Source organism: Acidovorax sp. sif1233 (assembly GCF_019218755.1).
In the GTDB taxonomy this organism is placed as follows: Bacteria; Pseudomonadota; Gammaproteobacteria; order Burkholderiales; family Burkholderiaceae_C; genus Acidovorax.
Window position 1 is genome coordinate 72448 of the sequence record NZ_JAHUWZ010000004.1, and the last position, 24767, is coordinate 97214.

26 protein-coding genes are annotated in these 24767 nt (G+C 68.3%); 9 read left to right on the forward strand and 17 right to left on the reverse strand.

Annotated features, from left to right (window positions below; genetic code table 11):
- Positions 1 to 64: 64 nt before the first annotated feature.
- A complete protein-coding gene (gene nadA / locus KW843_RS14715; protein ID WP_218295903.1) occupies positions 65 to 1201 on the reverse strand; it encodes a quinolinate synthase NadA in 1137 nt (378 codons plus the stop codon).
- Positions 1198 to 2067, reverse strand: a complete 870-nt coding sequence (gene nadC / locus KW843_RS14720; protein ID WP_255594762.1) for a carboxylating nicotinate-nucleotide diphosphorylase — start codon at positions 2065 to 2067, stop codon at positions 1198 to 1200. Before nadC ends, nadA begins: the two co-directional genes overlap by 4 nt.
- A 131-nt stretch (positions 2068 to 2198) precedes the next feature.
- Between nadC and panB the strand changes: the two genes are divergently transcribed.
- Entirely contained in the window at positions 2199 to 3080 is an 882-nt protein-coding gene (gene panB / locus KW843_RS14725) for a 3-methyl-2-oxobutanoate hydroxymethyltransferase (protein WP_218295904.1), read from the forward strand.
- A gap of 38 nt (positions 3081 to 3118) precedes the next feature.
- Positions 3119 to 3964: a pantoate--beta-alanine ligase gene (gene panC / locus KW843_RS14730; protein ID WP_218295905.1), complete on the forward strand. Its 846-nt coding sequence runs from the start codon at positions 3119 to 3121 to the stop codon at positions 3962 to 3964.
- Between the two features lie 66 nt (positions 3965 to 4030).
- On the opposite strand, the gene KW843_RS14735 is transcribed toward panC, so the two are convergent.
- The 6 genes from KW843_RS14735 to KW843_RS14760 all read right to left on the reverse strand — a co-directional run bounded on the left by KW843_RS14735 (position 4031) and on the right by KW843_RS14760 (position 9088).
- Positions 4031 to 4777, reverse strand: coding sequence for an alpha/beta fold hydrolase (locus tag KW843_RS14735; RefSeq protein ID WP_218295906.1), 747 nt, complete (start codon positions 4775 to 4777; stop codon positions 4031 to 4033).
- Positions 4778 to 4868: 91 nt separating this feature from the next.
- Positions 4869 to 5984, reverse strand: coding sequence for a putative zinc-binding metallopeptidase (locus KW843_RS14740; protein ID WP_218295907.1), 1116 nt, complete (start codon positions 5982 to 5984; stop codon positions 4869 to 4871).
- A 202-nt stretch (positions 5985 to 6186) separates the two neighbouring features.
- Positions 6187 to 6504, reverse strand: a complete 318-nt coding sequence (locus tag KW843_RS14745) for a BON domain-containing protein (RefSeq protein WP_218295908.1) — start codon at positions 6502 to 6504, stop codon at positions 6187 to 6189.
- A 195-nt stretch (positions 6505 to 6699) separates the two neighbouring features.
- A complete protein-coding gene (locus KW843_RS14750) occupies positions 6700 to 7095 on the reverse strand; it encodes a hypothetical protein (RefSeq protein ID WP_218295909.1) in 396 nt (131 codons plus the stop codon).
- Between the two features lie 55 nt (positions 7096 to 7150).
- Positions 7151 to 7315 (reverse strand): DUF1328 domain-containing protein, encoded by a 165-nt coding sequence (locus KW843_RS14755; RefSeq protein WP_010463174.1) that lies wholly within the window; start codon positions 7313 to 7315, stop codon positions 7151 to 7153.
- A gap of 369 nt (positions 7316 to 7684) precedes the next feature.
- Positions 7685 to 9088: a CHASE3 domain-containing protein gene (locus KW843_RS14760; protein WP_218295910.1), complete on the reverse strand. Its 1404-nt coding sequence runs from the start codon at positions 9086 to 9088 to the stop codon at positions 7685 to 7687.
- Positions 9089 to 9216: 128 nt separating this feature from the next.
- Here KW843_RS14760 and KW843_RS14765 point away from each other — a divergent pair, with 128 nt between their 5' ends.
- Positions 9217 to 9849, forward strand: coding sequence for a response regulator transcription factor (locus KW843_RS14765; RefSeq protein WP_100409415.1), 633 nt, complete (start codon positions 9217 to 9219; stop codon positions 9847 to 9849).
- A gap of 103 nt (positions 9850 to 9952) precedes the next feature.
- Here KW843_RS14765 and KW843_RS14770 read toward each other — a convergent pair whose 3' ends face one another.
- The 4 genes from KW843_RS14770 to gpmA all read right to left on the reverse strand — a co-directional run bounded on the left by KW843_RS14770 (position 9953) and on the right by gpmA (position 13661).
- Positions 9953 to 10375 (reverse strand): response regulator, encoded by a 423-nt coding sequence (locus KW843_RS14770; RefSeq protein ID WP_218295911.1) that lies wholly within the window; start codon positions 10373 to 10375, stop codon positions 9953 to 9955.
- 114 nt (positions 10376 to 10489) lie between these two features.
- On the reverse strand, positions 10490 to 11239 hold the full coding sequence (locus tag KW843_RS14775; protein ID WP_218295912.1) for a HesA/MoeB/ThiF family protein: 750 nt from the start codon (positions 11237 to 11239) through the stop codon (positions 10490 to 10492).
- Positions 11240 to 11358: 119 nt separating this feature from the next.
- Positions 11359 to 12795 (reverse strand): S41 family peptidase, encoded by a 1437-nt coding sequence (locus tag KW843_RS14780; protein WP_218295913.1) that lies wholly within the window; start codon positions 12793 to 12795, stop codon positions 11359 to 11361.
- Positions 12796 to 12917: 122 nt separating this feature from the next.
- Positions 12918 to 13661, reverse strand: a complete 744-nt coding sequence (gpmA, locus tag KW843_RS14785) for a 2,3-diphosphoglycerate-dependent phosphoglycerate mutase (RefSeq protein WP_218295914.1) — start codon at positions 13659 to 13661, stop codon at positions 12918 to 12920.
- 87 nt (positions 13662 to 13748) lie between these two features.
- Here gpmA and KW843_RS14790 point away from each other — a divergent pair, with 87 nt between their 5' ends.
- From KW843_RS14790 to KW843_RS14805, 4 genes are all read left to right on the forward strand, one after another.
- Complete coding sequence (locus tag KW843_RS14790; protein ID WP_218295915.1) at positions 13749 to 14156, forward strand: rhodanese-like domain-containing protein; 408 nt, start codon at positions 13749 to 13751, stop codon at positions 14154 to 14156.
- Positions 14157 to 14233: 77 nt separating this feature from the next.
- Complete coding sequence (gene grxC / locus KW843_RS14795; RefSeq protein ID WP_218295916.1) at positions 14234 to 14494, forward strand: glutaredoxin 3; 261 nt, start codon at positions 14234 to 14236, stop codon at positions 14492 to 14494.
- Positions 14495 to 14602: 108 nt separating this feature from the next.
- The gene (gene secB, locus KW843_RS14800; protein ID WP_218295917.1) at positions 14603 to 15061 is read left to right on the forward strand and encodes a protein-export chaperone SecB; all 459 of its coding nucleotides are present in this window, start codon (positions 14603 to 14605) and stop codon (positions 15059 to 15061) included.
- Between the two features lie 213 nt (positions 15062 to 15274).
- Positions 15275 to 16291: an NAD(P)H-dependent glycerol-3-phosphate dehydrogenase gene (locus tag KW843_RS14805; RefSeq protein WP_218295918.1), complete on the forward strand. Its 1017-nt coding sequence runs from the start codon at positions 15275 to 15277 to the stop codon at positions 16289 to 16291.
- A gap of 417 nt (positions 16292 to 16708) precedes the next feature.
- Here the strand turns inward: KW843_RS14805 and lysA are convergent, their stop codons facing one another.
- Entirely contained in the window at positions 16709 to 17953 is a 1245-nt protein-coding gene (gene lysA / locus KW843_RS14810; RefSeq protein WP_218295919.1) for a diaminopimelate decarboxylase, read from the reverse strand.
- 110 nt (positions 17954 to 18063) lie between these two features.
- On the opposite strand from lysA, the gene KW843_RS14815 reads away from it, so the two are divergent.
- On the forward strand, positions 18064 to 19014 hold the full coding sequence (locus tag KW843_RS14815) for a LysR family transcriptional regulator (RefSeq protein ID WP_218295920.1): 951 nt from the start codon (positions 18064 to 18066) through the stop codon (positions 19012 to 19014).
- A 90-nt stretch (positions 19015 to 19104) separates the two neighbouring features.
- On the opposite strand, the gene coaD is transcribed toward KW843_RS14815, so the two are convergent.
- The 4 genes from coaD to KW843_RS14835 all read right to left on the reverse strand — a co-directional run bounded on the left by coaD (position 19105) and on the right by KW843_RS14835 (position 23302).
- Positions 19105 to 19605: a pantetheine-phosphate adenylyltransferase gene (coaD, locus tag KW843_RS14820; RefSeq protein ID WP_218295921.1), complete on the reverse strand. Its 501-nt coding sequence runs from the start codon at positions 19603 to 19605 to the stop codon at positions 19105 to 19107.
- A gap of 190 nt (positions 19606 to 19795) precedes the next feature.
- Complete coding sequence (gene rsmD, locus KW843_RS14825) at positions 19796 to 20491, reverse strand: 16S rRNA (guanine(966)-N(2))-methyltransferase RsmD (RefSeq protein ID WP_218295922.1); 696 nt, start codon at positions 20489 to 20491, stop codon at positions 19796 to 19798.
- On the reverse strand, positions 20488 to 21834 hold the full coding sequence (locus KW843_RS14830; RefSeq protein WP_218295923.1) for a pitrilysin family protein: 1347 nt from the start codon (positions 21832 to 21834) through the stop codon (positions 20488 to 20490). The genes rsmD and KW843_RS14830 overlap by 4 nt, the downstream gene beginning before the upstream one ends.
- Before the next feature lie 22 nt (positions 21835 to 21856).
- Positions 21857 to 23302: a pitrilysin family protein gene (locus KW843_RS14835; protein WP_218295924.1), complete on the reverse strand. Its 1446-nt coding sequence runs from the start codon at positions 23300 to 23302 to the stop codon at positions 21857 to 21859.
- A 27-nt stretch (positions 23303 to 23329) separates the two neighbouring features.
- Here KW843_RS14835 and ftsY point away from each other — a divergent pair, with 27 nt between their 5' ends.
- A complete protein-coding gene (gene ftsY, locus KW843_RS14840) occupies positions 23330 to 24667 on the forward strand; it encodes a signal recognition particle-docking protein FtsY (RefSeq protein WP_218295925.1) in 1338 nt (445 codons plus the stop codon).
- The last annotated feature ends 100 nt before the right edge of the window (positions 24668 to 24767 follow it).

Genomic DNA, 24767 nt, shown 5'->3' on the forward strand with positions numbered 1-24767 from the left:
GCAGGTATTTCATGCGCTGACAGCTATCAAAATCAAAGCAGATCAGGCCCTGGGGGTGGTACTGTCAGGCAGCGCCCAGGTGCGGCACCAGGGCGCTGGCCGGCTGCCCGTTCCTGAGCGCGGCGGTGAAGGCCAGCATGCGGTCAATCGGCTGGCGCGCGCGCGGAATCAGGGCGGGGTCCACATGGACCGCGTTGGCACCGGTCTCCAGCACCCGCGCCACGTCGGCCAGGCCGTTCATCGCCATCCAGGGGCAGTGCGCGCAGCTCTTGCAGGTGGCGCTGTTGCCGGCGGTGGGCGCCTCAATGAACACCTTGCCGGGGTTGAGCGTGCGCAGCTTGTGCATCATGCCGTTGTCGGTGGCCACGATGAATTCGGTGGCATCCATGTCGCGCGCAGCCTTGAGGATGGCGCTGGTGGAGCCCACCGCATCGGCCAGGGCGATCACGTCCGCGGGGCTCTCCGGGTGGACCAGCACCTTGGCGCGGGGGTGCTCCTTCTTGAGCGCCTCCAGCTCGAAGGCCTTGAACTCGTCGTGCACGATGCAGGCGCCGTTCCAGAACACCATGTCTGCACCGGTCTCGCGCTGGATATAGGCGCCCAGGTGGCGATCGGGCGCCCACAGGATCTTCTGGCCCGCGGCCTTGAGGGCCCCCACGATGTCGAGCGCGCAGCTCGAAGTCACCAGCCAGTCGGCGCGCGCCTTCACGGCCGCGCTGGTGTTGGCGTAGACCACCACGGTGCGGTCGGGATGGGCATCGCAGAACGCACTGAATGCGTCGATGGGGCAGCCCAGGTCGAGCGAACAGGTCGCATCGAGGTCCGGCATGAGCACCGTCTTTTCGGGGCTCAGAATCTTGGCCGTCTCGCCCATGAAGCGCACGCCACTCACCACCAGCGTCTGCGCGGCGTGGTCGCGGCCAAAGCGCGCCATCTCCAGCGAGTCGCTCACCAGGCCACCGGTTTCCTCCGCCAGGTCCTGCAGGTCGGGGTGCACGTAGTAGTGCGACACCATGACCGCGTTCTTCTCCTTGAGCAGGCGGCGGATCCTCTCCTTGAGCGCGGCGCGCTCAGGTGCAGTGGGCTCGGGCGGCACGCGGGCCCAGGCGTGTTTCGTGGAGCAGACGGAGCCCTCCTGGGTACCGAGCGGCTGCTCGTATTCCACATCGATGCGGTTCAGCACGGCGGTGGTGGTGGTCATGACAGCTCCTGCAGGCGCATCGAAAAATCGGTGGCCTTCACGTCCTTGGTCAGCGTGCCGATGGAGATGCGGTCCACGCCGGTCTCTGCCAGCGCGCGCAGGCCATCGAGCGTGACGCCGCCGGAGATTTCCAGAATCGCGCGTCCGGCATTGATGCGCACGGCCTCGCGCAGCGTGGGCAGGGGCATGTTGTCGAGCAGCACCATCCTGGCGCCGGCTTCCAGCGCCTCGGCCAGCTGCGCCAGCGTTTCCACTTCGATCTCGATGAACGTGGCTTGCGCGGCCACAGCCTGCGCGGCTTTCAGCACGGCGGTCACGCCACCGGCGGCGGCGATGTGGTTTTCCTTGATGAGCACCGCGTCGTGCAGGCCGATGCGGTGGTTGGTGCCACCGCCCACGCGCACGGCGTACTTCTGTGCCAGGCGCAGGCCGGGGAGGGTCTTGCGCGTGTCCACGATCTGGGCGCGCGTGCCGGCCACCACGTCCACATAGGTGCGGGTCTTGGTGGCCACGGCCGACAGCAGCTGCAGAAAGTTGAGCGCCGTGCGCTCGGCGCTGAGCAGCGCGCGGGCATTGCCCGTGAGTTCCAGCACCACCTGGTCGGGCGCGCAGCGCTGGCCCTCGGCCACATGCCAGATGATCCCCATGGTGGGGTCGAGCGCGCGCAAGGCGGCTTCGGCCCAGGGCGCGCCGCAGATCACGGCGGACTCGCGCGCCAGGATGCGCGCGCGGGCGCGGCGGGCGGGGTCGATCAGGCCGGCGGTCAGGTCACCTGCGCCCACGTCTTCCGCCAGGGCGCGGGCCACATCGGCCTGAGCCAGGGCCGCCACATCATGGTCCATGGACTGTTGATTCGAAATCGTCATGGGGCGGGAGCATACCGGGAACCCAAAGGCCACTGCGCCAGCGCAGGCCGTTTCCCACCGCGCCGGCAACCAATAAGTACACCCATTATTGGTCGCATAGACTCGCGGCAATTTTTGTCCATGCATGCCCCATGACTGCCACCAGCACCGTTTCCGCCACGCCCTACGGTACCCTGCCGCCCGCATCGCCCCTGCCCCAGCGCCGCCCCGTGAGCCTGCCGCGCCTGGCGCAGATGCGCGCGGCGGGCGAGAAGATCACGATGCTGACCGCCTATGACGCCACCTTCGCGGCCGTGGCCGATGCGGCGGGGGTGGAATGCATCCTGGTGGGCGATTCGCTGGGCATGGTGTGCCAGGGGCTGCCCAGCACGGTAGGCGTGGGCCTGGACACCATGGCCTACCACACGGCCAGCGTGGCACGCGGCCTGCACCGCGTGCAGGGCACGGCGTGGCTTGTGGCCGACCTGCCTTATGGCACCTATGCCGAAAGCCGCGAGCAGGCCCTGCGCAGTGCCTGCGTGCTGATGCAGGCGGGGGCGCACATGGTCAAGCTCGAAGGCGGGGGCTGGACCGCGCCCACGGTGGAGTTCCTGGTGCAGCGCGGCGTGCCGGTGTGCGCCCACCTGGGCCTCACGCCGCAGACCGTGCATGCCCTGGGCGGCTACCGCGTTCAGGGCAAGACCGACGACGACGCCCGCACGCTGCGCCAAGAAGCACACGAACTGCAGGACGCAGGCGCCGCCATGCTGGTGCTGGAGATGGTGCCCGCCGCGCTGGCCGCGGCCCTCACGGCCGAGCTGCCGCGCTGCCACACCATCGGCATCGGCGCGGGCAACGGCACGGCCGGCCAGGTGCTGGTGTTGCACGACATGCTGGGCATGAACCTCGGAAAAATGCCGAAGTTCGTGCACAACTTCATGTCGGACGCGGGCAGCGTGCGCGGCGCCATGGAGGCGTATGTGCAGGCCGTCAAGCAGGGGCGTTTCCCGGACAACGCGGTACACGCCTGGTAAGCGCCCCCCGGATTTTTCAACAGACGCACTCCCGCCCCATGCTGATCGCCCACTCCATCGCCGACCTGCGCCAGGCCCTCGCCGCCCGCCGCCACCCCGCCTTCGTGCCCACCATGGGCAACCTGCACGACGGGCACATCGCCCTGGTGCGCCAGGCCCGGCCCCTGGGCGACGTGACCGTGGCCAGCATCTTCGTGAACCGCCTGCAGTTCCTGCCGCACGAGGACTTCGACAGCTACCCCCGCACCTGGGAGGCCGACTGCGCGCAGCTGCGGGCCGCCGGCTGCGACGTGCTGTTCGCCCCGCGCGAGGCCGACCTGTACCCCGAGCCCCAGACCTTCAAGGTGCACCCCGATCCCGCATTGGCCGACATGCTCGAAGGCCAGTTCCGCCCCGGCTTCTTCGTGGGCGTGGGCACGGTGGTGATGAAGCTGTTCGCCTGCGTGCTGGGCCAGAGCGGCGGCACGGCGGTGTTTGGCAAGAAGGACTACCAGCAGCTCATGGTGATCCGCCAGATGGTGCGGCAGTTCGCATTGCCCATCGACATCGTGGCGGGCGAGACCTGCCGCGCGGCGGATGGGCTGGCGCTGAGTTCGCGCAACGGCTACCTCGGCCGCGAGGAACGCCAGGAGGCCGTGGCCCTGCCACAGGCGCTCCGGCAGCTGGCGGGGCAATGGACTGCCCGGCCGCCAGCCGCAGGCGCGGCGCTGGAGCAACAGGCCGTCGATGCCCTGCGCGCACGCGGCTGGCAGCCCGACTACCTCACCGTGCGCCGCCGCGCCGACCTGCAGCCGCCCACGGCACAGGACGGGCCGGGCATGCTTGTCGCCCTGGGGGCGGCGCGCCTGGGCGGCACGCGGCTCATCGACAACCTGGAGTTCTGATTAGCTCCTGAATTCATAGCACTTAGCGCTTTCCCATCAAGCGCCAGAGGCCAATTTCATGAGAAATCAATTCCCCCAGCCACCCCGCGCGATCCATTCCAGCAGCAGGCGGTTGACGGCCTCGGGCTGCTCCATGGTGAGCATGTGGCCGCATTCGGCCAGCACGGCATGGTGGGCGCCAGGGATGAGCGCCGCGATCTCCTCGGAGCATTCGGGCGGTGTGAGCTGGTCGGCGGCGCCACACGCCACCAGCGTGGGGCAGGCCACGCGCGGCAGGTGCAGCCGGGCATCGGGCCGGTGGATGACCGCGCGGTTCTGGCGCACCAGCTGCTGCGCGCCGGCGCGCAGCACGAAGTCGAGGTAGGCCTGCACCAGCGCGGGCCGTGCCGCATTGGCCGGGTGAAAGGCAAACGCCACGTTGGGCTCGATCACCTCGCGCAAGCGGCCCTGGGCGAACAGTTCCATCGCGGCTTCGCGCAGCGCGCGCATGTCGGGCGTCTCCGGCCGGGCCGTGGTGCCCAGCAGCGCCAGGCCGGCCACGCGCCCGGGCGCCTGGCGCGCGGCCTCCATGGCGATCATCCCGCCCATCGAGGCGCCGCACAGCAGCAAGGCCCCGGGATGCTCGGCCAGCACCAGCGCGGCCATGTCTTCAATGCGCTGCGCGCCAGGCCGCGCGTGGGCCGTGGCCACCACGGGGCGCAGCGCGGCCGGCAGGGCCGGCAGCTGGGCCTGCCACATGGTGGCATCACCGGCCAGGCCGGGTATCAGAACGAGCTGGGGAGGGTCGACGGCATGCAAGGGGGTGTTGTTCATGGCCCCGGAGTGTCGCAAGAAACACGCGGGCGTGCAGGCCGCGGCGCTGGCGGGAGGCCGCGCGGACGCCAGGACCGGCTGCGCGGCGGGCTTACAGCGCCTCGGACGGCACCGCCTGCACGCCGCCCTGGGGGGCCTGCGCCTGCACCAGATCGTGCACGAAACGCAGCTTGACCATGGCGCCGGAGGACAGCGCGAACGGGTAGGCATCGTGCTGGCCCAGGCTGCGGTTCAGGCTGTTGAGCATGAGGGTCAGCGGCACCCACTGGCGCACCATGTCCTGGAACGCGGGGCGCGGCGTGGCAAAGGGGTCGGTGACATGGTGGCGGATGGCGGCATGCGGGTCGGGCACCGTCACGCCCGCCTGGTAGCTGGCCGCCGTCTCCAGCAGGTCGATCATGTGCAGGTAGTGGGCCCAGGTTTCGGCCCAGTCCTCCCACGGGTGGGCCGCGGCATAGGCGCTCACATGGCGCGCGGCCCAGTCGCCCAGCTCGTTGCCCCGGGCGTAGTGCGCGTCCAGCGCGGCGGCGTAGTCCTGCCTCTCGTCGCCAAATACATTGCGGAAGGCGTCGATGCGGCCGCCATCGCGCACCAGCTGGTCCCAGTAGAAATGGCCGGATTCATGCCGCAGGTGGCCAATCAGCGTGCGGTAGGGCTCGCCCAGCGCGATGCGGCGGCGGGCACGCTCGTCGTCGTCCGCCTCGGCCACGTTGAGCGTGATGGTGCCGCCCAGATGGCCGGTGAGGATCGCGGGGCCGCCGGGCAGGTCGGCCAGGAATTCGAAGACCGGTCCGTACCGGCCGGGGACGGGTTCCAGCCCCAGGCGCGCCAGCGTGTAGAACAGCTGGCGCTTGGCCGCCTCGATCTGCTTCCAGCGCCCCAGGTTGGCGGCTTCCGAGAGGTCGGGAAGGATACGCGTCTGGCGGCACGAGGCGCACAGGTCGGCATAGTCGTTGGCGGGCACCGCGAAGTTGCACGCCTGGTACTCCGTGTGGTTGTGGCACATGCGGTACAGCCGCCCGCTGTAGTTCGCGGTGCCGCGCTCGCCCATGCGGCGCCACAGGCCCGGGCCGTCCTGCGGCGCGGGCGCCAGGGCGGCCATGGCGAGCTGGTCTGGCAGGAATGCCAGCGTGCTGCCGCAGTGCAGGCATTGCACGCTGTCAAAAAACACCAGGTGACCGCAATGGTCGCAATTGAATACGCGCATGGTGCCGAGCTTATACCCAGTGGGGCGTCCGTGTGGGGGCATCGCCGCCAGGTTCGCCGCGCGCCGCAGGCAGCGCCGGGCCCGGGTGGGGATTCCCAATGAAAAAGAGCAGGTTCCAGGTCATTCCTGGAACCTGCTCCCTGGCCCCGGCCGGCAGGTGGCGCGAGCCGCCTGCCCCGGGTTCATGCCGTCCGTTCAACGATCAGGGACGCACGACAATGCTGTTGCGCACTTCGCGCACATGCTTGGTGTTGCGCGCGATGGCCTCGGCCTGGTTCTTCTCGGTCTGCGACTTGGCAAAGCCCGACAGCTGTACCGTGCCGTTCAGCGTTTCCACGCTGATGGAGGTGGCGGAGACGGATTTGTCCTCCGCCATCTTGGCCTTCACGGCGGTGGTGATACCGGCATCATCGACATAGGAGCCCATGGTCTGCTGGTTGCGGGCCACCGAACAGCCGGTGGCCGTGACGATGGTGATGCCGGCGACTGCGGCAAAAGCGAGGGCACGTGCGTATTTCATGGTGTTGTCCTTCTAGAAGAATGGTTTGGGAACGCGGGTGCTGGAAAATTGCAATCTGCCGGTCTGTTGCACCCTCCGCGACCGGCGGACTGTACGGTTCGATTTCTGGTGCCTGATGGATGATGCTGGCGGGGCGGCCGCCATGGGGACAAAGTGTCACCCTTCAACGGCCGACCTGCAAGCCGGGCTGACAGGTCAGTATGCGGCGTGCCGGCGGCGCGACATCCACAGCACCAGCGTGGCCAGCGCGGCGCCCGAGGCAGCGGCGATCACCAGCGACTTGCCGGGCTGCTCGGCCACGTACTTGTTGGTGGCCTCCGCGGCCTGCTGCATCTGACGGCGGGCCCGCGCGCTCGTTTCGGCGCAATAGTCGATGCTGCGTGCCGCGAGTTCCTGGGCGCGGGCCGCGAGATCGTCAATGACCGGGTCGGCCTGGCTGCGCAGGTTGCGCACGCCCTCTTCGGCTTTTTCCAGGGAGTTGTTGGCGGCATTGCGCGTGGACTGTACGGCGTCTTGCGCACTCTGCAGCACATCGTCGGCGATATGGCGGGCGCTGCTGGCAACTTTGTCGGTGGCGGTCTGGATACTCATTGGGGAACTCCTTGGATGGTGTATGCGGGAATGGCTGGTTTCACGGCAACGGGCATCAGCCCTTCTTGAGCAGCCCCAGGACAAAGGTCACGACAGCCATGATCACGAAGACAAAGAACAGAATCTTGGCGATGCCCACGGCCCCGGCAGCAATGCCGCCAAAGCCGAAAAGGGCTGCAATCAACGCGATCACCAGAAAAACAACTGCGTAATGCAACATTTCCTTCTCCTTTTGTAGGGGCCGGTGTGTGCCGGCGGGTCAGGGCACAAGAAATTCAGCGCCTGGGGTCCACTGTAGGAAGCCTGCCGCTTCAAAGATGCCGGTCCCTGGCGCGCGGGCCTGTCGGCGGTGCAGCGCGCCCGCTGTAGGACGAAGCCCTGCCGCCCGCGCACGGGTGACATGCAGCGCGCATCCCCCGCCTGGGCACGCCCGGGCAGCGGATGCAAAAAAACGAAAAGGGCTAGAGGCCCCAAGAGGCGGGGCACGTCGGCGGTGCCGCGTGCGCGAGGCCAATCGGATGGAAGAAGGGCTGGAAGAAGGCCTGGCGAGGGCACCGCGCCCCCGCGGATGCACCGCGCTGCGGGTGCGTCACACGTCCAGTGCGGGGGGCTTGGGCGCGTCCGCGGAGCGGTGCTGCAGCGGCAGCACCGCGGAGACCAGGGTGCCGCTGCCCGCGCGCGAGGTGATCGACAGCCGGCCGCCCGCGGACTCCACGCGGTGGCGCATGCCGGACAGGCCATGCGACGTGGGGCGCACCGTCGCCGGGTCGAAGCCGACCCCGTCGTCACGCACCTGCACCGCCACATGGGTGGGATAGCCATGCACCGACACCAGGATCTTGCTGGCCTTCGCGTACTTTCCGATGTTGGTCAGGGCCTCCTGGACCATGCGATACACCGTGAGCTGCGAGGCATCGGGCAACTGCACCGCCTCCAGGCTGGTCTCCACCTCGATGCCGGCGCGCTCGGCATATTCGCGCGTGAGGATTTCAATGGCCGCGGTCAGCCCGAGGTTGGAGAGCGATGAAGGCCGCAGGTCCTCGATGATGCGCCGCTTGAGCGCGATGCCGCTGTTGAGCGTTTCGGTCAGGTGCTTGAGCCGCTCCGCCACCTCGGGCACGGTGGCATCGATCTTGGACTTGAGCCGCGCGACGTCCAGCTTGGCCGCCGTGAGCAGCGCGCCGAGTTCATCGTGCAGCTCGCGCGCGAGGTGCCCGCGCTCCTCTTCGCGCACCTGCTGCAGGTGGTTGGCCAGTTCGGAAAGCGTTGCGGTGCGGTCCCTCACGAGTCCCTCCAGGCGATCCCGCTCGCGCTCGAGCAGGGCCTGCTCGCGCAGGTTGACCACCTGCAGCGCCTGCGCCTGGCGCAGGTACATGTAGAACGCGAGCAGCCCGATGACGGTGACCGTGGCGATGCCGATGCGCGACAGCATGAGCGATTGCTCGATCTGCTCCTGGCCCTGCTTGACATGCCGGTCGCTGCGCGCGATCAGCTCCAGCGCATGCTTGCGGATCGCCTCCATGTGCTCCTTGCCCACGTCGGTGTGCAGGATGAATTTCCAGGCGTCCTCATTGCCCTGCCGGCGCAGGCGCAGGCTCAGCTCCATCTCCGCCAGCTTGCGGGAGATCTGCCGCGACAGCAGTGCGAACTCCTGCATGTCGTCGGGGGCATCCATGAACAGTTCGCGCAACCCGTCCAAATTGGTCTGCACGCTGGCCACGGCCTTGTCGTAGGGCTCCAGGTAGGTCTCGTTGCCGGTGAGCAGGTAGCCGCGCTGGCCTGTCTCCGCGTCCAGCATGCTCTGCAGCAGGGTATTGACGGCCTTGCGCGTGTTCTGGCCGTGCGTCATCTGCTCGACCGCATCCTGCGAACGCATGTGCCCCGTTTCATTGATCCCCACCAGCACCATGGCCGCCAGCAGCGCCATCGGCAGGCTCAACGCCATCTTGCGAACCTTGGGAAGCCAGATGCGGGTGTTTTCTTTGAGGCTCATACGCGGTATTCTGGATAATGTCTGAGGACCCGGCCGCCGCCACACCCCATCAGGGTGTGGCATGCCGAAGAACCTGTGCAACCAACAAACATCAGGCGCGGCACCACCGCCCTGCGAAAGAAAGATCGATGATCAAGATTGGCATTGTGGATGACCACGCGATTGTTCGTTCCGGGCTGCGGCAATTTCTGTCGGAGCACGTGGATCTGCGGGTGGAGGGCGAGGCCGCCAACGGCCGCGAAGCCATCGACCTCGTGCGCAACAAGGAAATCGACGTGCTGCTGATGGACCTGTCGATGCCCGGCCAAAGCGGGCTGGATGCGCTGGCCATGCTGCGCGCCAAGGCGCCGGACATGGGCATCCTGATCCTGAGCGGCTATCCCGAAGAGCACTACGCGATCAACCTGATCCGCCAGGGCGCGAGCGGCTACCTGAACAAGGAATGCGAGCCCTCGGAAATCGTGGAAGCGATCCGCACCATCGCGCTGGGCCGGCGCTACCTCACGCCCGCCGTGGCCGAACTGCTGGCCCAGCAGCTCAACCGCAAGGACGACGCCCCGCCGCACGAGCAGCTGTCGGAGCGCGAGTTCCAGGTGTTCCTCAAGCTTGCCAAGGGCGAGACGGCGGGCGACATCGCCAAGGCCTTGTCGTTGAGCGTCAAGACGGTGAGCACCTACCGGACGCGTCTGATGGAAAAGATGAGCCTGTCCTCCAACAGCGATCTGACCTACTACGCGCTCAAGAACCGCCTGATTGACTGACATGGAACAGTGGCCTCAGTCCGGGGTCATGATTCGGGTCCGGCGGGGCATGGAGGTTCAGGTGTGAAGCCTGGACCCGGCGTGCAGCCCCGCCGCGGCGGGTTCACGCAGCTTGGCCAGATGCCGGCATGGGGGGGTTGGAGTCCAGGGGCACGGGGCCGCTGTGCTGGATGCAGTAGTCCACCAGCGCGTCGATTTCATTGGATTTGTCGAACACCGCGTCCACGCCCAGCTGCGCACAGCGCATGCGCACGTCGGGTGTCGCATAGTTGCTGAGCACCACCATCTTCTGGCCAGGCTTGCGGTCGCGGCAGGCCGCCAGCACCCCCAGGCCGCTGCCCTGGCGCAGGAACAGGTCCACGATGGCCAGGTCCCACTGCCCGCTGTTCGCGGCCAGCCAGCTCTTGCCTTCGTCTTCCGTCTCCGCCACTCCCACCGCCTCTACGGACGCCAACTCTTCGAGAGTACCAATCAGGTTCTCACGGATGGTCGCGTTGTCTTCAACGATATAGGTGCGGAGTTTCACGGAAGGGGTCCAGTTTCGCGACCGGTGCACAGTTGCGCTGATCGAGCCTCGAATTTAGATGCTGTGATGCCGTGATTCTGCCAGCCGCCACACGCGGCGGTTGTAGGAGGAATCCTACCGCGCAACACACACGGGGCAGCCGGGTGCGCGCCCTACATGCATGGTGCTCCACTCCATGGACCGGCCGTCCAGCATGAGCAGGCGGCCAGCCAGCGAAGTGCCGATGCCGGCCAGCAGCTTGAGCGCCTCCGCCGCCTGCATCGCCCCGACCACCCCCACCAGCGGAGCGAACACGCCCATGGTCGAACAGGCCACCTCCTCGAATTCGGCCTCCGGGGGGAAGATGCAGGCATAGCAGGGGGATTGCGCGGCACGTGGATCGACCACCGTGATCTGCCCGTCGAACCGGATCACCGCCCCCGCGACCAGCGGCTTGGCATGGGCGACGCACGCCGCGTTGATGGCGTGGCGCGTGGCGTAGTTGTCGCTGCAATCGAGCACCACGGTGGCTTCGCGCACGAGCGCATCGAGCACGCCGGCATCGGCCCGCGCCTGAAGCGCCGTGACCCGCACCCCGGGATTGATGGCAGCCATGGCGGCGGCCGCGGAGGCCACCTTGGGCTGCCCGACCCGCGCCGTGGTGTGGGCGATCTGCCGCTGCAGGTTGGTGAGGTCGACCACATCGTCGTCCACCAGCGTGATGTGCCCGACGCCAGCGGAGGCAAGGTACAGCGCGGCGGGCGAACCCAGGCCGCCCGCGCCGATGATGACGGCATGCGCCGCCAGCACCCGCTCCTGCCCTTCGATGCCCATCTCATCGAGCAGGATGTGGCGCGAGTAGCGCAGGAGCTGGTCGTCGGTCATGAAGGAATCCCAAGCAGAAAAGTGAACACAGCCAAGGGCAAAGTCAAAGGCACAAAAGGAAAAGCCGGATTCCGCTGGAATCCGGCTTGGAGCCGATCAGACCACGAGCGAAAGAAAGCTCAATTCTCTTTCTTTTCTTCCTTGCGTTCCGTCAAGGTCTTGCTGACCAGCACGGAGCGGCCCTTGAGCTGGTTCAGCGCCTGCACCAGCTGGAAGTCCTTGTCCGAACCGAATTCGGGCGCCTTGCGGTCGGAAGCGGGCTTCTTGGCCTCGTCCTCCATGCGCTTGCGCGCATCCTCGCGGGCCTTTTCACGGGCCTCGTCCTTCTTTTCCTCGCCCTGGCCGCTGCCCAGGTGCTTGTCGAGGTCGGCCTCGCGCATGCGCAGGGCCGCAAAGATGTTGCCCTCCTCGGACTCGTCGATCATCACGTCGGGCACGATGCCCTTGGCCTGGATCGATTTGCCGCTCGGCGTGTAGTAGCGTGCCGTGGTCAGCTTGATGCCGGTATCAGGCCCCAGGGGACGCACCGTCTGCACCGACCCCTTGCCGAACGTCTGGCTGCCCATGATGGTGGCGCGCTTGTGGTCCTGCAGCGCGCCGGCCACGATCTCGCTGGCGGATGCCGAGCCTTCGTTCACCAGCACCACCAGGGGCACGGACTTGAGGGCCGGGGGAAGGCGGCGCAGCGGGTCGCCGCCGCCACGGCGCTGGTAGTAGTCCGGCGATGCCTTGTAGGTCGCCTTGCTGTCTGCCAGCTGGCCGTTGGTCGTGACCACCGTGACGTTCTCCGGCAAAAACGCGGCCGAGACGGCTACGGCCGCGTCCAGCAGGCCACCGGGATCGTTGCGCAGGTCCAGCACCAGGCCCTTGAGGTTGGGGTCCTGCTTGTAGACCTCCTCCACCTTGCGCACGAAGTCATCGACCGTGCGCTCCTGGAACTGCGACAGGCGGATCCAGGCGTATCCGGGCTCCACCACCTTGCCCTTGACGGACTGGGTCTTGATCTCTTCGCGCGTGATCGTCACCGGGAACGAGCGGTTCTCGTCCTTGCGGAAGATGGTGAGCGTGACCTTGGTGTTGGGCTCGCCGCGCATGCGCTTGACGGCGTCGTTGAGCGACAGCCCCTTGACCGCCGTTTCGTCGATCTTGGTGATCAGGTCGTTGGTCTTGAGGCCGGCGCGAAACGCCGGGGACCCCTCGATGGGCGAGACGACCTTGATGAGCCCGTCTTCCTGGGTGATCTCGATGCCCACGCCCACGAAGCGGCCCGACGTGCCCTCGCGGAATTCCTTGAAGGACTTCTTGTCGAAATACTGGGAGTGCGGATCCAGGCTGGCGACCATGCCCGAAATGGCGTCGGTGATGAGCTTCTTGTCGTCCACCGGCTCGACATAGTCGGTCTTCACCAGGCCGAACACCGCCGACAGCTGCTGGATTTCCTCCAGGGGCAGTGGCGTCATGGCGCCGCGCGCCACCGTCTGCAGGGACACCGTGGTGAGCGCTCCGGCCACCACCCCCACCGACACCCATCCTGCAATTTTAAGTTTGTGGCCCATACAACACCTTTTACCGCTTCGAATCAATATACACCTTGGAAGGGCCGAACCCGCCGCGGTTCCGCACGGGCACTCACTTTGGCAAGAGAAGATGGCGGGTTTTCCCCGTCTTTACGCGAGCTTTACGCCTTGCCCTGCGATGCCACGGCGGCCGCGGCCCTGGCGGCCGCTTCCGCGTCACCCAGATAGTAGTGGCGGATGGGTTTCAGGTCGGCGTCGAGTTCATATACCAGTGGAATCCCGTTGGGAATGTTCAGGCCGACGATGTCGGACTCGGAGATGCCGTCGAGGTACTTGACGAGCGCCCGGATGGAGTTGCCGTGCGCGGCCAGCACCACGCGCTTGCCCGAGCGGATGGCCGGCGCCATCGCGTCGTTCCAGAAGGGCAGCACGCGCGCCACGGTGTCCTTGAGGCATTCGGTCAGTGGCACGCTGCCCTCGGCCAGCGCGGCGTAGCGGCGGTCGCCACGCTCGCTGCGGGGGTCGGTGGCTTCCAGTGCGGGCGGCGGCGTGTCGTAGCTGCGGCGCCAGACCAGCACCTGCTCGTCGCCATACTGCTTGGCCATGTCGGCCTTGTTCAGGCCCTGCAGGGCGCCGTAGTGGCGCTCGTTCAGGCGCCAGTCCTTGACGACCGGCAGCCAGGTGCAGTCCATCTCGTCCAGCGTGTACCAGAGGGTGTGGATGGCACGCTTGAGCACGCTGGTGAAGGCCAGATCGAACTCGTAGCCCTCGGCCTTGAGCAGCTTGCCAGCGGACATGGCCTGGGAAACTCCCGTGGGCGTGAGGTCGACATCGGTCCAGCCGGTAAAGCGGTTTTCAAGGTTCCAGGTGGATTCGCCGTGGCGGATCAGGACGAGTTTGTACATGGTTTCCCCAGGAAAGGCGGGTCAAAGAAATGCGGGCCAAAACCCAGCATTCTAGAATTACGCCGTTCGCCAACCCAAGGAATCTTCGTGAAATTCATTATCGACAACTGGTATCTGATCTTTGTTGCACTGGCTTCGGGCGGCATGTTGCTGTGGCCGGTGCTCAAGAACGCCAGTGGTGGCTCGCTGACGCCCGCCCGGGCCGTGCAGCTCATCAACAGGGAAAAAGCCATCGTCATCGACGTGTGCGAAACCGAGGAATTCGCCGCCGGCCATGTGAACGGCGCCAGGAACGTGCCCCTGGGCCAGCTCGAAGAGCGCCTGCCCACGGTGGTCAAGAACAAGGCGCTGCCCGTGGTGCTGGTCTGCGCGAGCGGCGCCCGCGCCAACCGCGCGGTGGCCATTGCCAAGAAGCTGGGCTACGAGAACGCCCAGTCGCTCGCTGGTGGCCTGAAGGCCTGGCGCGAAGCCAGCCTGCCTGTGGAAAAAGCCTGATCCGCCCCCAGTTATTGGGTCCGCGATAGTCTTGCCACTGATTTTTAGCCCCACAGGAAGAAAGAGGAAGGTCCGCCATGCAACCCGTGAAGATGTACACCACCGCCGTCTGCCCCTACTGCATCCGGGCCAAGCAGATCCTCAAGTCCAAGGGCGTGGAGCAGATCGAGGAAATCCGCATCGACACCGACCCCGCCGCGCGCGTCCACATGATGGAGATCACCGGCCGCCGCACGGTGCCGCAGATCTACATCGGTGAAACCCATGTGGGCGGCCACGATGATCTGGTGGCGCTGGACAGCCGCGGCGAGCTCATGCCCTTGCTGGGCGCCGCCTGACCCCCACCGCGGGCGCTGCATAATGCAGCCCCATGTGCCCGCTGCGGGAGCTTTTCCCGGGCGGGTTTTGTTTTGCTAGAAATTCCGTTAGAGCAAAGAGACTTCACCATGGCCGACCAAGAAAATCCCGTGTTCCAGATCCAGCGCGTCTACCTCAAGGACATGTCGCTCGAGCAGCCCAATTCCCCCGGCATCCTGCTGGAGCAAGAGCAGCCGAACGTCGACATCCAGCTGGGCGTGGAAGCCACGCCCGTGGCCGAAGGCATCTTCGAAGTGGCCGTGACCGCCACCGTGCAGACCAAGATCAAGGACAAGACCGTGTTCCTGGTCGAAGCCAAGCAGGCCGGCATCTTCGAGATCCGCAACGTGCCGGAAGACCAGATGGGCCCGATCATGGGCATCGCCTGCCCGCAGATCGTGTACCCCTACCTGCGCGGCAACGTGGCCGACCTGATCAACCGCGCCGGCTTCCCGCCCGTGCACCTGGCCGAAATCAACTTCCAGGCCATGTACGAGCAGCAGCAAGCCCAGGCCGCCGGCCAGGCTTCGCCCATCATCACGCAATAAGAAGAGCCCCCTGAGGCGCTTCGCGCCTTCCCCCTTTCTCGTCGCGCTGCGCGCTCGGGAGGGGGACGCGGCCAACGGCCTGGCAAAGCCAGTTCCGCGGCTACCCCGCCTGGGCCGCGCCGCTGGCAGGGGCCGCGGGCGAGGCGTAGCGCGGAGATCATCGAATCAAAGACTTTTTGGCCTCCAGCGCCTGATGAATAAGCGCAAGCAGCTATGAAAATCATAGTATTGGGTGCCGGTGCCTGGGGTTCCGCGCTCGCCATGAGCGCGGCCCAGCACCCTGGCGGCCATGCGGTCACGCTCTGGGCGCGCGACGCGGGCCAGGCAGACGCCATGCGCGTGGCGCGCCAGAACGCGCGCTATCTGCCGGGCATCGACTTTCCCCCTTCTCTCTCCATCGCCGACGGCCACTTTGGCGCATTGCTGCCGGATGCCGACCTCGTCATCGTGGCCACGCCCATGGCGGCGCTGCGCGGCATGCTGCAGGCGCTGCGGGGATGCACGGCGCCCGTGGCCTGGCTGTGCAAGGGCTTCGAGGCAATGCCTCCCGGTGCCGGTTCGGCATCCTTTGGGCTGCTGGCACATGAAGTACAAGCGCAAGTAGCTCCTGATTTAATAGCAGGTGTATTCAGCGGTCCGAGCTTTGCGCAGGAAGTGGCGCTGGGCCAGCCCACCGCGCTGGTGGCGGCCAGCCCGCATGCGCGGGTGCGGGACGCGCTGGTCGGCGCGTTCCACAGCCCCAGCGTGCGGGTGTACGCCAACGAGGACATCGTGGGCGTGGAAGTGGGTGGCGCCGTGAAGAACGTGCTGGCCATCGCCACGGGCCTGTGCGACGGCCTGGCGCTCGGGCTCAACGCCCGTGCCGCCCTCATCACGCGCGGCCTGGCCGAAATGACCCGGCTGGGGCTGGCGCTCGGCGCGCGGCCGGACACGTTCATGGGCCTGTCGGGCCTGGGCGACCTGGTCCTGACCGCCACCGGCGACCTGTCGCGCAACCGCCGCGTGGGCATGCTGCTGGCGCAGGGCCGCACCCTGGCGCAGGCGGTGGAGTCGCTGGGCCACGTGGCGGAAGGCGTCTACAGCGCCCGCACCGTGGCGCAGCGGGCCGCCATGCTGGGGGTGGACATGCCCATCACCCGCGCCGCGGTGGCGCTGCTGGACGGCCAGATCCAGCCCGCGGACGCCGTGGCGGCGCTGATGGGCCGGGGGCCCGCGGCGGAACTGGTGTAGTCGAACGGCGCGCGGCAGGCGCCTGCCCGGCGAGGGCCGGCCGTACCGCCCCCAGCGCCGCACACCCTTGTCGCAAAACAAAAGCCGCGTGCGCCCTGGGGCGCACGCGGCTTTTTACATGGATTGCGCAGAGGTCAGAACACGCCAAACAGCATGAGCAACAGAACAACCGACAGCGGGACGCCGAGCAGCCACAAGATGATAGGCATGGTGATCTCCTTGAAGGGATGAAGAAATGTGGATGGCTCTACCTTAGGGCCCCGCCTCCCCCCGCCCTGTGCGCCAGCGCTGCGCGTGGCCGTAGTCCCGTGCCTACCAGGTGTCGGCGCGGGCCGCGCCGCAAAGGCGCCGCCGTCTTTCATTCCCTTCCTTCGCACCGCCGTCCCGGCCGCTGCGCGCGGCGGCCGCGCCAGCCTTCTACAGTCCCAGCTCCAGCGCCAGCAGCTCGTCCACCGTCTGGCGGCGGCGGATCAGGCGCGCCTGGCCGCCGTCCACCAGCACCTCCGCGATCAGCGGGCGCGTGTTGTAGTTGGAGGACATCGAGGCGCCATACGCGCCCGTGTCGTGGATCACCAGCAGGTCGCCGACCTGCGCGGCCGGCAGGTCGCGCGGCAGCACCACGCCGCCATCGCCCTGCGTGAACACGTCGCCCGATTCGCACAGCGGCCCGGCCACGACGGTGGGCTGGGCGGCGGCGGTGGTGCCATCGCGGCGCAGCAGCTCCATCGCGTGGAAGCTGCCGTACATCGAGGGGCGCATCAACTCATTGAACCCCGTATCGACCAGCACGAAGCGGTTGTTGCCCGCGTTCTTGGCGGCCCGCACCTCGCCCAGCAGCACGCCGGATTCGGCCACCAGGTAGCGGCCCGGTTCGATCTCCAGGCCCAGCTTGTGGCCCACCACCGCCTCGGCCTGCTGGCGCGCGGCGTCCCACAGGCCGTGGTAGTGCTGCGTGTCGACCACCGGGTCCCCGCTGCGGTAGGGAATGGACAGGCCGCCGCCGGCCGAGATGGCATGCAGGTCGTGCCCGGCCGCGTGGGTGGTGCGCACCAGGCCCACCATGGCGCCGCAGACTTCCGCCAGGTGGCTGTAGTCCACGCCCGAGCCGATGTGCATGTGCAGGCCCACGAGCTGGAGGCCGTGCTGCACGATGGCGGCCAGCGCCGCGGGCAGGTCGGTGTGCCAGATGCCGTGCTTGCTGTGCTCGCCGCCGGTGTTGGTCTTGTTGCTGTGGCCGTGGCCGAAGCCGGGGTTGATGCGCAGCCACACGGCGTGGCCGGGCGAGCGCGCGCCCAGCTGGTGCAGCATGTCGATGGAACCCGCGTTGACCGGCACGCCGTGCTCCACCACGCAGTCGAGCGTGGCGGCGTCGAACAGGTCGGCGGTGAAGACGATCTCCGACGGCTCTCCGCCGGCCACATAGCCCGCCGCCAGCGCGCGCAAGATCTCGCCGCGCGAGACGGCGTCCACCTTCACGCCCTGCTCGCGCATGAGCTTCAGGATGTGGATGTTGGAACAGGCCTTCTGCGCGAAACGGACGGTCTCGAAATTGGACACCTGCGCGATGCGCTGGCGGATGGTGGCCGCGTCGTACACCCACAGCGGGGTGCCGAACTGGTCGGCCAGGGCCCAGAGCTGGGCGGGAGAGAAAGGGTTGGACATGCGGATTCCCAAGGCAGGATGCGGTGTGAAGGCTGGATGATGCTCCCTTCCCGCCATTTGGTCGAATGCCTTGATTTACAGCATCCATTCATTCTGGATATGCTCTACCCATGACCGATGCCGCCATCTCCCCCCTGGCCCGCCGCATCACCCACCGGCACATCGAAGTGTTCCGCGCCGTGATGGCCGCGGGCAGCGCGACCGGCGCGGCCAGCCTGCTGCACAGTTCGCAGCCCACCGTGAGCCGCGAACTCGCGCGCCTGGAATCGCTGCTGGGCTATGCGCTGTTCGAGCGCGTGCAAGGGCGGCTGCGAGCCAACGCGCGCGCTCTCGCGCTGTGGGACGAGGTGCAGCGCTCCTGGCAGGGCCTGGAGCGCGTGGTGGACCGCGCCGTGGCGCTGGGCCGCCCCGATGCCGTGCAGCTGTCGGTGCTGTGCCTGCCCGCGCTGGCGCACGCCCTGCTGCCGGGCGCGGCGGCGCGGCTGCTGCAGGCACACCCGCACGCGCGCCTGTCGGTCACGCCGCAGGAGTCCCCGCTGCTGGAGGAATGGATGAGCGCCCAGCGCTTTGACCTGGGCCTGTGCGAGCAGGCCGCCGCCCCGCCGGGCACGCGCGCCGAGGTGCTGCTGACCCTGGATGAAGTGGCCGTGGTGCCGGCGGACCACCCCCTGGCGCGCCGGCCCGTGCTGCATCTGGAGGATTTTGCGGACCAGCCCTTCGTGAGCCTGTCGGCCGACGACCCCTACCGCCGCCTCATCGACGCGCGTTTTGCGCAAGCCGCCGTGCCGCGCACCCTGCGCATGGAAACCCACAGCGCCGCCGCCGTGTGCGCGATGGTGGAACACGGCCTGGGACTGGCCATCGTCAACCCGCTGACCGCCCTGGCGGCGGCCGGCTCCGGCGGCCGGCTGGTGGTGCGGCGGCTGGCGTTTTCGATCCCGTTCAGCGTGGCGTGCGTGCTGCCGCTGTACCGCCCGCCCCTGCCCGAGGTGGCGCCCATGCTGGAGGCGCTCCAGGCCGAGGCGGTGGATGTGGCCCGCCAGCTCCGGGCGCTGCCATGAACGGGCGGCGCAGCCAGAACATAGTGCTATTCAATCAATAGCACTCAGCGCTTGTCCATCAAGCGCCAGGGCCCGATTGACCCAGAGCGATCACGGTGGCGTGAGGGTGCGCACCTTCTCGGCCAGCCGCTCCTGCACCGAGGGCGACACGAACTTGTGCACTTCGCCACCCAGCACGGCGATCTCGCGCACGAAGGTGCTGCTGATGAACTGGTACTTGTCGCTGGGGGTGAGGAACACGGTTTCCACCTGCGGCATCAGGCTGCGGTTCATGCCCGCGAGCTGGAACTCGTAGTCGAAGTCGGTCACGGCGCGCAGGCCGCGCACCATGGCCTTGCCGCCGCGCTCCACCACGAAGTCGCGCAGCAGGCCCGAGAAGGCCTCGACCTGCACCTGGGGGTAGCCCTTGACCGCCTCGCGGACCATGTCGATCCGCTCTTCCAGGGTGAACAGGGTCTTCTTGTGGTGGCCCGCCGCCACGGCCACGATCACGCGTTCGAACAACTGGGTGGCCCTGCGTACCACGTCTTCATGGCCCAGCGTGATGGGGTCGAAGGTTCCGGGGTATACGGCGAGCACGTTCTGGGCCATGGCTGGTTGTCTCCTGTCTGGCGGAAGGGTCGTTGGCCCCACCTGGCGGGCCGCGTGGGCGCATTATGCAGTGCACTGCAACATGGACGTTCGCGCCCCTGTCCCCGGCGGGCGTGGCAGTGCCCCGGCGGCGCGCGGGTGTGCGGCCTGGGCTCCGGCCTGAAAGGCCTGGCGGGGCCAGGCGGAGGCTTCAGGCGCCGCGCCGCAGCAGGTGGGCGTGCACCGCACCCGCCTTGAGGTGGCGGTGCACAGCCAGTCCCCACGGGGCCAGCTCTTCATCGGCCCAGGCGCGCGGTGCCTCGAGGTACACGAACCCATCGGCGGCCACCGCCTTGGCGGCGGCCTGCAGGGCGGCGCCGAACAGGTCGCTGTCGAACGGCGGGTCCAGCAGCACCAGGTCGATGCTGGCGGGCGCGGCCTGCTTGAGGGCGGCGATGCCGTCGCCACGCTGCACGCGCACGGCGGTGGCCTGCAGGCGCTGCTGCAGGGTGTTCAGCTGGGCCACCAGGGCGGCGTCGCTTTCCACCAGCTGCACGGCGCTGGCACCGCGTGATGCGGCCTCCAGCCCCAGGGCGCCGGTGCCCGCGAAGGCGTCCAGGCAGCGCCAGCCCGCCAGGTCCTGGCCGAGCCAGTTGAACAGGGTCTCGCGCACGCGGTCGGGCGTGGGGCGCAGGCCGGGGCGCTGGGCCACGGGCAGTCGGGTGCGCTTCCACAGCCCGCCGATGATGCGGATTTCGCCCGCGCCCTTGGGCGCGGCGGCTGGGGCCGCCTTGTCCTTGGGCGCGCCCTTCTTGCCGGTGGCGGCCGCCGGGGGGGTGGCCGCAGCGGCCTGTGCCTTGCGGATCTCGGCGTTGATGGCGGTGGTTTTCAGGGTCGAGCGGCTCATGGCTTGCCCCCCACCACCACGGTCACCATGCGCTCGGGTTGCAGCTTCCGGGCCATGGCGGCGCGCACGTCGGCCACGGTCAGGGCCTCCACCTTCCTGGACCACTGGTCCAGGTAGTCCAGCGGCAGTTCGTTCCAGGCGATGTTGGCCACGTTGCCCAGGAGTTTCTTGTTGCTGTCGATGCGCAGCGCGAAGCCGCCGATGAGGTTGTCCTTGGCGGCGCGCAGTTCGGCCTCGGTGGGGCCTTCGGCCACGAAGCGCGCGATCACGTCGCGCGAGACCTTCACGGCCTGGGCCGCCTGGTCGGGGCGGGTCTGCAGGCCCACGGTGAAGGCACCCGCATGCATGCCGGCGGCGAAGTAGCTGTAGACGCTGTAGCTGAGGCCGCGCTTTTCACGCACCTCGCTGGTCAGGCGCGAGACAAAACCGCCGCCGCCCAGGATGTGGTTGCCCACCAGCAGCGCGAGGAAGTCCGGGTCGCGGCGCTGGAAGCCCGGCTGGCCGATGAGCACATGGGCCTGGGCCGAGGTGAAGGGGACGTTCTGCTCCACCGGCGCGGCCAGCGCGCTGATCTCGCCCACGGGCGGCAGCGGCGCGCAGCCCGACGCGGCGGGCAGGCGCGACAGCAGCGTGGCGACCAGCGCCTGGGCCTGCGCGCGCGACACGGCGCCCACGATGCTCACCTTGGCGCGGCAGGCAGCGATGTGCTGGGCATGGAACGCCTGCATGTCTGCCACGTTGATGCGCATCAGCGTGTCTTCGGTGGTGCGCACGCCATACGGGTGGCTGCCGTACACCGCCGAGGCGAATGCATACCCCGCCACGGTGGCGGGGCGTGTGTTGGCCTCCTTCAGGCTGGCGATCCAGCGGGCGCGGTCGCGCGGCCACACGTCGGCGGGCCAGCTGGGCTCGCCGATCTGGCGCGCGGCCAGGCGGGCGGCCTTGTCGAGCAGCGGCGGGTCGGTGAGCGATCGCAGCGAGTAGTGCAGCGCATCGTTCTCGGCGCCGGCCTCGAAGTTCGCGCCCAGGTCGGCCCAGGCCTCGCCCAGGCCGTTCTCGTCCAGCGCGGGCTCGTTGCCCAGGGCCTTCACGCCCTTGCTGGCCATGGCGGCCATGGCACTGGCCAGGCCCGCCTGCCCCGCCGGGTCGCGGCGGCTGCCGGCGTCAAAGTCGATCTGCACGTCCACCATGGGGATGACGGGGCTTTCGACCAGGTAGACCTTGGCGCCGCTGGGTTCCGTCCAGTGCTGGATGGGCAGCAACGCCCAGGCAGAGTTTGAATAAAAAACCACTCCAGCGCTTATCAACAAAGCGCGAGCAGCTATATTTTTGATAGTAATCATGTGCAAGGGGCCCAGGGCGGGTTCAACGGATCACGGCGCCGGGCGGCAGCGTGGGGCGGGCGCGGGGGGCATCCAGGGGCTGTGGCAGCAAGGTGGCCACGGTGAGCTGGTCGTCGCCAAAATACCTGGCGGCCACGGCCTGCACCTGGGCGGGCGTCACGGTGCGCAGCAGCTCCAGCAGGCGTTCATTGGCGTCGAGCGGAAAACCCTGCACCCAGTTGCCGCCCAGCTCCTGCGCCTGGCTCATCACCGAGTCGCGCTCGTACACGGTGGAGGCGATCCACTGCGTCTTGACGCGCGCGAGTTCGGCCTCGCTCACGCCACCCTGGGCCACGCGGGCCACCTCGGCGCGCAGGGCGTCTTCGACCTGCTGGGCCGTCTTGCCCGCGGCGGGCACGCCGCTGAGCATGAACAGGCTGGGGCCGCGCCCCGTGACCATGGCACTGCTGTTGGCGCTGTCGGCCACGCGGTTCTCGCCCTGGGTGAGCGCACGGTCGAGCCGCGCGCCGTCGTAGCCGCTGAACACCGCCGACAGCACCATCAGCGCGAGGGCGTCGCGGTCGGTGTCGGTGAGGTTTTCAACGCGGTCCAGGCTGGGGGTGCGAAAGGCCAGCGCCACATACGCCTGCTCGGCCGGCGCCTTGACGGCGATGCGGCGCAGGCCCTGCTGCGCGGGCTCGGCGCGCGGCTTGCGCTCGGGCAGCGCATGGGCGGGGATGCCGCCGTAGTATTTTTCGGCCAGGGCCCGCACCTGCACGGGGTCCACGTCGCCCGCCACCACCACCACGGCATTGGTGGGCGTGTACCACTGGCGGTAGAAGGCGCGCGCGTCGTTCGGCGTCATGGCATCGAGGTCGCTCATCCAGCCCACGATGGGGCGACGGTAGGGCGACGCGGTGAAGGTGGCGGCAAACAGCTGCTCGGCCAGCATGGCGCGGGGCTGGTCCTCGGTGCGCAGGCGGCGCTCTTCCTTCACCACCTCCAGCTCCTTCTTGAACTCTTCATCCGGCCAGTGGTTGTGGGCGAACCGGTCGGATTCGAGCTTCATCACGTCTTCGAGCCGGCTGGACGGGATCTGCTGGTAGTAGCCCGTGTAGTCGCGGCTGGTGAACGCGTTCTCCCGCCCGCCCAGGGCGGCCACGCGGCGCGAGAACTCGCCCGGCGGCAACGTCTTGGTGCCCTTGAACAGCATGTGCTCGAGCACGTGCGCCACGCCCGTGGTGCCGTCCACTTCGTCCATGGAGCCCACGCGCACCCAGACCATGTGCACCGCCGTGGGGGCGCGCCGGTCGGGCTGCACGATGAGCTGCATGCCGTTCCTCAGGGTGAACTGCTGCGCGCCAGAGGCCGTGGTGGACGGCGTGGAAGAAGGCGCATCGGAGGGTTGGGACACCGGGGTGGTTGCCGCGAAGGCAGCCCCGGACGAGAGGCAGGCCAGCAGGCCCAGTAGGGTGAAAGCACGTTTCATAGAATGGATGATTCTAAGAACCCACCAATGTTCAGTTTTTTCAAGAAAAAGCCCGCCGCTCCGCCATCGACGCCCGCACCGTCCGATGCGCCCTCCCCGGCCATGTCGTCCGGCGCTCCAGCACCTGCCGCTCCCCCCACTTCCATCCTGCCGGCCACGGCAGTTCCGGCGGTGCATCAGCCGCCGCCAGGGCCTTCGCCAGCCCCCGCGCAGGTGACCACGCCCGCGACAGCGCCCGCAGAAGCTCCCGCCGCGGCGCCGGCCGCTTTTGGCTGGCTGCGCAACCCGTTCGCCCCCAAGACGCCCGAGGCAGCCCCCACACCCGTGCCCGCGCCAGCACCGGCCACGGTTCCGCCGCTGGCCCCCGTGGCCGTGGCAGCGCCGGTGCAGGCCCCGCCGCCGGCGCCCGTGGCCGTGGCAGCCCCCCCCATCGCCGCACCGGCACCTGCGCCGGCCGCCCCCGTGGAACGCAAGGGCTGGCTCGACCGCCTCAAGGCCGGGCTGCGCAAGACGGGCAGCAGCATCACCACGGTGTTCACCGGCACGCAGATCGACGATGCGCTGTATGAAGAGCTGGAAGAGGCCCTGCTCATGGCCGATACCGGCGTGAAGGCCACCATGCACCTGCTGGCCGACCTCAAGCGCAGGGTGAAGGACAGCAAGACCACCGACCCCGCCGCCGTCAAGGGCCTGCTGGCCGACTCCCTCGCCGACCTGCTGCGCCCGCTCGAAAAAGCGCTGGTCATTGGCGAGCACACCCCCACCGTGATCATGGTGGCGGGCGTCAACGGCGCGGGCAAGACCACCTCCATCGGCAAGCTCACCAAACACCTGGCCGGCGAAGGTGCGGCCGTGCTGCTGGCGGCCGCCGATACCTTCCGCGCCGCCGCGCGCGAGCAACTGGGCGTCTGGGCCGACCGCAACACGGTCGAGATCGTGAGCCAGGAAGGCGGCGACCCGGCCGCCGTGAGCTTTGACGCGGTCACGGCCGGCAAGGCGCGCGGCAAGGACGTGGTGCTGGTGGACACCGCCGGGCGCCTGCCCACGCAGCTGCACCTGATGGAAGAGCTGAAAAAGATCCGCCGCGTGGTCACCAAGGCCGACGCCACGGCGCCGCACGAGGTGCTGCTGGTGATCGACGGCAACACCGGCCAGAACGCCCTGGCCCAGGTGCGTGCGTTCGACGATGCGCTGCAGCTCACGGGCCTCATCGTGACCAAGCTCGATGGCACGGCCAAGGGCGGCGTGCTGGCGGCCATCGCGCAGGAACGCCCCATTCCGGTGTATTTCATCGGCGTGGGCGAGAAGCTCGAAGACCTGGAGACCTTCAACGCGCGCGAATTCGCGCAGGCGCTGCTGACCTGAAAACCCGCCCGCAACCGCGATCCATGGCCCCCTCGGGGCCATTTTCACGTTTACGAACGGCAGCAATTCCCCCATGATGGGCTTTCCCCAGGAAAGGCGC

Bases quoted from the DNA above. Each gene is read 5' to 3' on its own strand.
- KW843_RS14735 (WP_218295906.1), bottom strand. From the start codon at position 4,777: ATGAACAACACCCCCTTGCATGCCGTCGACCCTCCCCAGCTCGTTCTG.
- nadA (WP_218295903.1), bottom strand. From the start codon at position 1,201: ATGACCACCACCACCGCCGTGCTGAACCGCATCGATGTGGAATACGAG.
- lysA (WP_218295919.1), bottom strand. From the start codon at position 17,953: ATGTCCAACCCTTTCTCTCCCGCCCAGCTCTGGGCCCTGGCCGACCAG.
- KW843_RS14760 (WP_218295910.1), bottom strand. From the start codon at position 9,088: ATGAGCCTCAAAGAAAACACCCGCATCTGGCTTCCCAAGGTTCGCAAG.
- KW843_RS14750 (WP_218295909.1), bottom strand. From the start codon at position 7,095: ATGAGTATCCAGACCGCCACCGACAAAGTTGCCAGCAGCGCCCGCCAT.
- KW843_RS14745 (WP_218295908.1), bottom strand. From the start codon at position 6,504: ATGAAATACGCACGTGCCCTCGCTTTTGCCGCAGTCGCCGGCATCACC.
- grxC (WP_218295916.1), top strand. From the start codon at position 14,234: ATGCAACCCGTGAAGATGTACACCACCGCCGTCTGCCCCTACTGCATC.
- KW843_RS14775 (WP_218295912.1), bottom strand. From the start codon at position 11,239: ATGACCGACGACCAGCTCCTGCGCTACTCGCGCCACATCCTGCTCGAT.
- panC (WP_218295905.1), top strand. From the start codon at position 3,119: ATGCTGATCGCCCACTCCATCGCCGACCTGCGCCAGGCCCTCGCCGCC.
- KW843_RS14740 (WP_218295907.1), bottom strand. From the start codon at position 5,984: ATGCGCGTATTCAATTGCGACCATTGCGGTCACCTGGTGTTTTTTGAC.
- KW843_RS14765 (WP_100409415.1), top strand. From the start codon at position 9,217: ATGATCAAGATTGGCATTGTGGATGACCACGCGATTGTTCGTTCCGGG.
- KW843_RS14805 (WP_218295918.1), top strand. From the start codon at position 15,275: ATGAAAATCATAGTATTGGGTGCCGGTGCCTGGGGTTCCGCGCTCGCC.
- gpmA (WP_218295914.1), bottom strand. From the start codon at position 13,661: ATGTACAAACTCGTCCTGATCCGCCACGGCGAATCCACCTGGAACCTT.
- secB (WP_218295917.1), top strand. From the start codon at position 14,603: ATGGCCGACCAAGAAAATCCCGTGTTCCAGATCCAGCGCGTCTACCTC.
- KW843_RS14780 (WP_218295913.1), bottom strand. From the start codon at position 12,795: ATGGGCCACAAACTTAAAATTGCAGGATGGGTGTCGGTGGGGGTGGTG.
- KW843_RS14830 (WP_218295923.1), bottom strand. From the start codon at position 21,834: ATGATTACTATCAAAAATATAGCTGCTCGCGCTTTGTTGATAAGCGCT.
- nadC (WP_255594762.1), bottom strand. From the start codon at position 2,067: ATGACGATTTCGAATCAACAGTCCATGGACCATGATGTGGCGGCCCTG.
- rsmD (WP_218295922.1), bottom strand. From the start codon at position 20,491: ATGAGCCGCTCGACCCTGAAAACCACCGCCATCAACGCCGAGATCCGC.
- KW843_RS14815 (WP_218295920.1), top strand. From the start codon at position 18,064: ATGACCGATGCCGCCATCTCCCCCCTGGCCCGCCGCATCACCCACCGG.
- KW843_RS14755 (WP_010463174.1), bottom strand. From the start codon at position 7,315: ATGTTGCATTACGCAGTTGTTTTTCTGGTGATCGCGTTGATTGCAGCC.
- KW843_RS14835 (WP_218295924.1), bottom strand. From the start codon at position 23,302: ATGAAACGTGCTTTCACCCTACTGGGCCTGCTGGCCTGCCTCTCGTCC.
- coaD (WP_218295921.1), bottom strand. From the start codon at position 19,605: ATGGCCCAGAACGTGCTCGCCGTATACCCCGGAACCTTCGACCCCATC.
- ftsY (WP_218295925.1), top strand. From the start codon at position 23,330: ATGTTCAGTTTTTTCAAGAAAAAGCCCGCCGCTCCGCCATCGACGCCC.
- panB (WP_218295904.1), top strand. From the start codon at position 2,199: ATGACTGCCACCAGCACCGTTTCCGCCACGCCCTACGGTACCCTGCCG.